The 4,619-nt window shown below is 60.2% G+C and carries 6 protein-coding genes; 4 read left to right on the forward strand and 2 right to left on the reverse strand.

The genetic code is table 11. From position 1 onward, the window contains the following. Positions 1-364 precede the first annotated feature (364 nt). The 3 genes from PHP59_RS09060 to PHP59_RS09070 all read left to right on the forward strand — a co-directional run bounded on the left by PHP59_RS09060 (position 365) and on the right by PHP59_RS09070 (position 2,079). Positions 365-721 (forward strand): type II toxin-antitoxin system PemK/MazF family toxin, encoded by a 357-nt coding sequence (locus PHP59_RS09060; RefSeq protein ID WP_300166212.1) that lies wholly within the window; start codon positions 365-367, stop codon positions 719-721. A gap of 129 nt (positions 722-850) precedes the next feature. Beyond that, positions 851-1,813, forward strand: coding sequence for a ketopantoate reductase family protein (locus PHP59_RS09065; protein WP_300166214.1), 963 nt, complete (start codon positions 851-853; stop codon positions 1,811-1,813). A 50-nt stretch (positions 1,814-1,863) separates the two neighbouring features. Then, positions 1,864-2,079, forward strand: a complete 216-nt coding sequence (locus PHP59_RS09070; protein WP_300166216.1) for a hypothetical protein — start codon at positions 1,864-1,866, stop codon at positions 2,077-2,079. Positions 2,080-2,531: 452 nt separating this feature from the next. On the opposite strand, the gene PHP59_RS09075 is transcribed toward PHP59_RS09070, so the two are convergent. Together PHP59_RS09075 and PHP59_RS09080 are read right to left on the reverse strand one after the other, a co-directional pair. After that, complete coding sequence (locus PHP59_RS09075) at positions 2,532-2,987, reverse strand: hypothetical protein (RefSeq protein ID WP_300166218.1); 456 nt, start codon at positions 2,985-2,987, stop codon at positions 2,532-2,534. Between the two features lie 134 nt (positions 2,988-3,121). After that, positions 3,122-3,934: a hypothetical protein gene (locus tag PHP59_RS09080; RefSeq protein ID WP_300166220.1), complete on the reverse strand. Its 813-nt coding sequence runs from the start codon at positions 3,932-3,934 to the stop codon at positions 3,122-3,124. Positions 3,935-4,396: 462 nt separating this feature from the next. Between PHP59_RS09080 and PHP59_RS09085 the strand changes: the two genes are divergently transcribed. Beyond that, a partial coding sequence (locus tag PHP59_RS09085; protein ID WP_300166222.1) for a hypothetical protein occupies positions 4,397-4,619 on the forward strand: 223 nt, incomplete at its 3' end.

The following is a 4,619-nucleotide window of genomic DNA, read 5'->3' on the forward strand; positions in this document are numbered from 1 at the left end:
ATGACTGCCGAGGAGACAATGACTACTGAAGAAACCGTAACGCTTGAGGAGATTGAGACCAATCAGACGTCTTGACGGGTATTATCAAAGGATGAAAAAATTGCAGTCACTATCCCGCACGTAGGGACGGCCGGGGCATCGGAGATATTTCCGGCGCCGGTCGGTCGATGGTTGCTATGTGTGGTGGGGCAGAGCGTGCTTCTGACCCATTAATCCACTTTATTCTGGCAGCATTCCCGCCCGTCACTTTTATGCCCCGGCCAACCCACGAGCGAATACGCGCCCCCTGTCGAACGGCTTTCTTTCCCGTGTCCTGCAACGGAGCGGTCATCTTATGCCTCTTCCGGGAGAACATTTCTCTCAGATGGGAGACTACTTTGCCGGAGACGTCGTCCTTGCGCCCATTCGGATAGGAGACTGGTCGGCCCGGAAGAACCGGCCTGCCATCGTCACCGGCGTCTGTGATGGCATTACCCTCCGCGTCTGTCCGGTGACCAGCAAAGAACCTGTCGACGCGCCCTTCAAATCGCTGGACCTCCTTGACTTTGCGAGCGGCGGCCTTGACCTCTTTGACGAGAGTTATGCGCTTGTCTCACAGGCCTGTACGATCCGGAAGACAGAGGTCGTCGGAAAGAAGGGACGGTTGACAGAGGAGTCGCTCGCCGCCATCCTCTCCCTGATGCCGGAGCGTTCCTCCCCGAAGAGGGGACGGTACAGGTGATCTCGGCCTGCTTTCCCTCTGTGGCGATGGCGGGGTGACCTTCAGGGTGCCGCCCCGCTCTGGTGCGGCTATCCGGATAGCCCTGAGAAACGTTATCCTCTCGCGGGTTCAAGATCTCAGTGACGAGATATGAATCATACAAAGCGTCCGGTCGTCCTGATTCTCGGTGCCGGTGCGGTCGGCCTCTCCCTTGCCGGGAAGACAGCCGCGGTCGCCGCGGTCTATGCGGCATGCAGGCCCGGGCATGCTGCGGCGATCCGGGAGCACGGCCTGGTCATGGAAGGGATATGGGGAAATTTTTCCGTATCCGGCGTCTCCTGTATCGGAGGGCCTGCGGAGGCGCCGCCCGACCCCGACTATATCCTGATCACGGCGAAGGGCACAGACACGCAGGCGATCTGTGATGAGTACGCCTCTGTCATCAGGGGACGCCCTGTGGCGACCCTCCAGAACGGCATCGGCAACGAGGAGACCATCGCTCGGTATACCGATGTCGTCATCGGCGGCACCGTGACCACCAACTTTTCCATCGTCGGGGACGGGCATGTCAGGGTGAAGAGCGAGAGCAGCCCGATGGTCTTTGGCCTCTGGTCGGGAGAAGACGGCGACGCCCTCGACGGCCTTGTGGCCCTCGTACAGGAGGCCGGGATCGCGGTCAGGACAAGCCGGGACATCCGCGCGGCAAAATGGACAAAGTCCCTCCTGAACCTCTCGGTCAACCCGATCTGCGCCCTCCTCTCCATCCCTGTGGGCGAGGCGGCAGACGACCACCTCAGGGAGGTCATCGGCCACCTTATCCGTGAGACCTTCGCCGTCATGGCGGCCGAGGGCGTCAGGGTGCCGTGGGCGACCGCCGACGACTACCTTGCCCATCTCTTCGGCGTCCAGATCCGTGATTTTTCCGCGGCATATCCCTCCATGTACTCTGACATCGCCTGCGGGAGACAGACCGAGATCGATCTCCTCAACGGGTATATCGCCGCGCTGGGGGAGAAACACGGGATCCCCACGCCCTATAACGCGTGCATCGCAGACCTGATCCGGTACAGGCAGTCGGCCGGAGCAGGACGGCATCCTGTGAATCGGCAATAACCCTGTCCAGGATCCGCCTGCTCTCCGCCATCGCCGCGAGGGTGTGCGTCATGACCCTGCCATCATACATCTCCTGCCTCTCCCTGATCCCGCGCGGCGGCTGCATATTCGGCAAGGAGGCGCACCTCCTCGCCGTGAGCACGGCTCCCTGCGGGTCGGCGACAGGCAGGACCTCAAGAGTCCCCGCCGACCTGGCAAGGTACCCGGCGATCCGCCTGAAGCCCCCTGTCCCGATCTCGCCCACAGGCAGGTGGTCGGAGACATGATACCGGGGAGGGGAATAGCCCGGTTCGCAGTCGTGGACATGGAAGGCGACCGGGACACCGGTCGCCCTGACCTCGCCGATGAACCTGCCCCGGGACTCGACAGCCTTTCCCCGCTCCTCCGGTGTATTTTTTGAGATGTAAGTCGCCATCTTCGATCCTGATATACGTATACGTCCATTTTTCCGGGATCATCCACCCATGCGCCGGTGTTGGCTGCCGAGTGAGTTTCGCTTGTGAAAGGGCGGTGGGTGTGGCCGTAGACGAGGTAGTCGTCCGGGTCCATCCCGAGGTAGAGATAGGGGGCCTTTGATATCAACTCAAGAAAAGTGTCCCGATTGCTCTCCTCCATCCCCGGGCGGATATCTGATGCCGCAATGATCACGGGTCGTCACCGGGGCCCATTGTGTCTGTGCCCCGGGATATCTGACCCTCGTGTCAAAGGTGGTCGTAATTCAGAGCAGGGAGTCTATCAGGGGGATGTTCCAGGAGGAGACATGAGACAGGCGCGGCACGGCCTCGACCCCATCCCCTGCCTTCAGCGCCTGATAGGAATCAGGTGTGCCGGTGAGCGTGACGGCCACCGTCTTTGTCACCGACTCCCCGGGCGCGATGGTGCCGAACGTGACCTCTCCGGACTGGAGGTCTGACCTGGCGGTGCGGTCTGTCCAGTTTCCTCCCTGGCCCACCTGCTGCACTGTCACCGCGGCCCCCACGTCCCTGGCTTTGACGGTGCCGTTATTTGTCGCCGTAACCGGAACCTGGTAATCGACGGTCATGCCTGTGTCATTGTGGCCTGTCACGGTGACGTCGCCCGTATCGAGGGTGACCGTCGCCTCCCCTCCGGTGCAGCCGCAGGTGAGGACAAGGCAGGTGAGTGCGGCGATAATCATGAATGCTGTAACTCTCATGTTCTTCCTTCCTGAGATCTCTTCTTTCCTCTCGCTGTGAACGGATTTATCTCTTCTGAAGTGGCCTGCCATCATTCGGAGAGGTTATAAAAAAGAGAACGGGAGTGGTCTTGCCCGGCACAAAGACGCGAGCCCTATGGCATGGCCATGGACGGGGCGTACGCCGGATAGGTCTGGACGTTCCTGATGTTTGCCTGCGTCATGTTGATGCCGGTCATGTTGTCGGTGACGGTCTGCGGGTACGAGAGCCCCTGTGCGATACCCTCACCCCATGGGGCGATGGCGGTGCAGCGGAAGGTGGTCCCGTTGTTCACCATGTCGGGAACGATCGGTTCGGCAGACTGGTAGTGGATGATGATGGGTTCGGCCGGCGTCGGTGTCATCGTCGGCGAGACATTGTCGGGCGACTCGTTGTCGGGCGAGACATTGTCCATGGAACTCACATTGACGTTGTAGTCCCCGTAGACAAAGAGGGATCCGGCAGGCACGGTCTTTCCTTCCTCGCCTCCCCAGGTGCCGTACAGCGTGGTCTCATCTGTCAGGTTGACCATGAACCCGCCGTCACGGACGACCCAGCCCTCTGGCGGGACTTCCATGCCGGAGATGATGTAGGCCCTGTACTCGTTCCTCGGGTCCACGCCGAATGCCATCGGTTCGGGACTGTTCGTGGAGTTCAGGCCGAAGGTCTCGTTGAAGTACGCCATCGCCTCCTCTTTTGTCATGTCGATATCTTCGTCGGTCCTCTCCATAATGTCCTTATGAAACCACATGGCAAGGTCGCCCTCTGCCGGCGGAACCGCCGGGTCATACTGCCCTGCCGCCATGAATACGACGACTTTGTCGAAGCCGCCAGGAGTGCTGGCAGAGGTGGCGGCATAGGCAACACCCGCCCCCGCGATCAGAAGGACCGCGAGAATGAATGGCGCCAGATATTTTTTCTTTATCATGCTCTTCCCCCCTTTTCGGGGCCACCTTGAGGTGGCACAGTGTACTCCGGACCTGCCACCGTTCCCTGCCTGATATTTTTCCTGGCAGTGTGCGGTCCGGAAACGGATCCCTCTATGGGGCAGTAGATATATAATCATTCTGTGGAGCCCACGATGCGACGCCGCACAGGATCTGGCGGGATTATGTCGCCGATTTCGGATCAGATCCTGCGAGATATTTTATGGATTTTTGCTGTCCTGTCCCCCTGGAATTCTACCGTTTCTGTGCGAAAATTCGTTGGGTGTAATTTATGTGCGCTTTTCTGGCGGCGCTGAGCAATGGGATCTGGGGACTCTTCTCAACAATTGCTCCCGGGTTCCGGTGTGCCGGTCAGAGATCCCTGACCGGGAGGACGAACATGCCCGTGACAGGATCCGGGTGCCGTCGTCAGTTTCATATGCCGTGCCGGAGGATGCGGATCCATGCGCGGCAAAAGTGGTCTCCTGGTCTTCATATTCATCCTGGTCTCTGCCTGTGTGGTGGCCTCGGCCCATGTCCCTCTCCGGGGGGGCGGCAACGACCGCCCTGATCATGCCCTCCCCATCGATGACCCGACAAAATCGTGGGTCGTCTACGACGCCGTCGATGCGGGAGGGGAGGCGAGGTATTACCGGTTTGAGATGAAGAAAGGAGACGAACTCCGCC

Source organism: Methanofollis sp. (genome assembly GCF_028702905.1).
In the GTDB taxonomy this organism is placed as follows: Archaea; Halobacteriota; Methanomicrobia; order Methanomicrobiales; family Methanofollaceae; genus Methanofollis.

Excerpts from the sequence above, each read along its gene's own strand:
- PHP59_RS09070 (WP_300166216.1), top strand. The coding sequence starts at position 1,864 with ATGACCCTGCCATCATACATCTCCTGCCTCTCCCTGATCCCGCGCGGC.
- PHP59_RS09075 (WP_300166218.1), bottom strand. The coding sequence starts at position 2,987 with ATGAGAGTTACAGCATTCATGATTATCGCCGCACTCACCTGCCTTGTC.
- PHP59_RS09065 (WP_300166214.1), top strand. The coding sequence starts at position 851 with ATGAATCATACAAAGCGTCCGGTCGTCCTGATTCTCGGTGCCGGTGCG.
- PHP59_RS09060 (WP_300166212.1), top strand. The coding sequence starts at position 365 with ATGGGAGACTACTTTGCCGGAGACGTCGTCCTTGCGCCCATTCGGATA.
- PHP59_RS09080 (WP_300166220.1), bottom strand. The coding sequence starts at position 3,934 with ATGATAAAGAAAAAATATCTGGCGCCATTCATTCTCGCGGTCCTTCTG.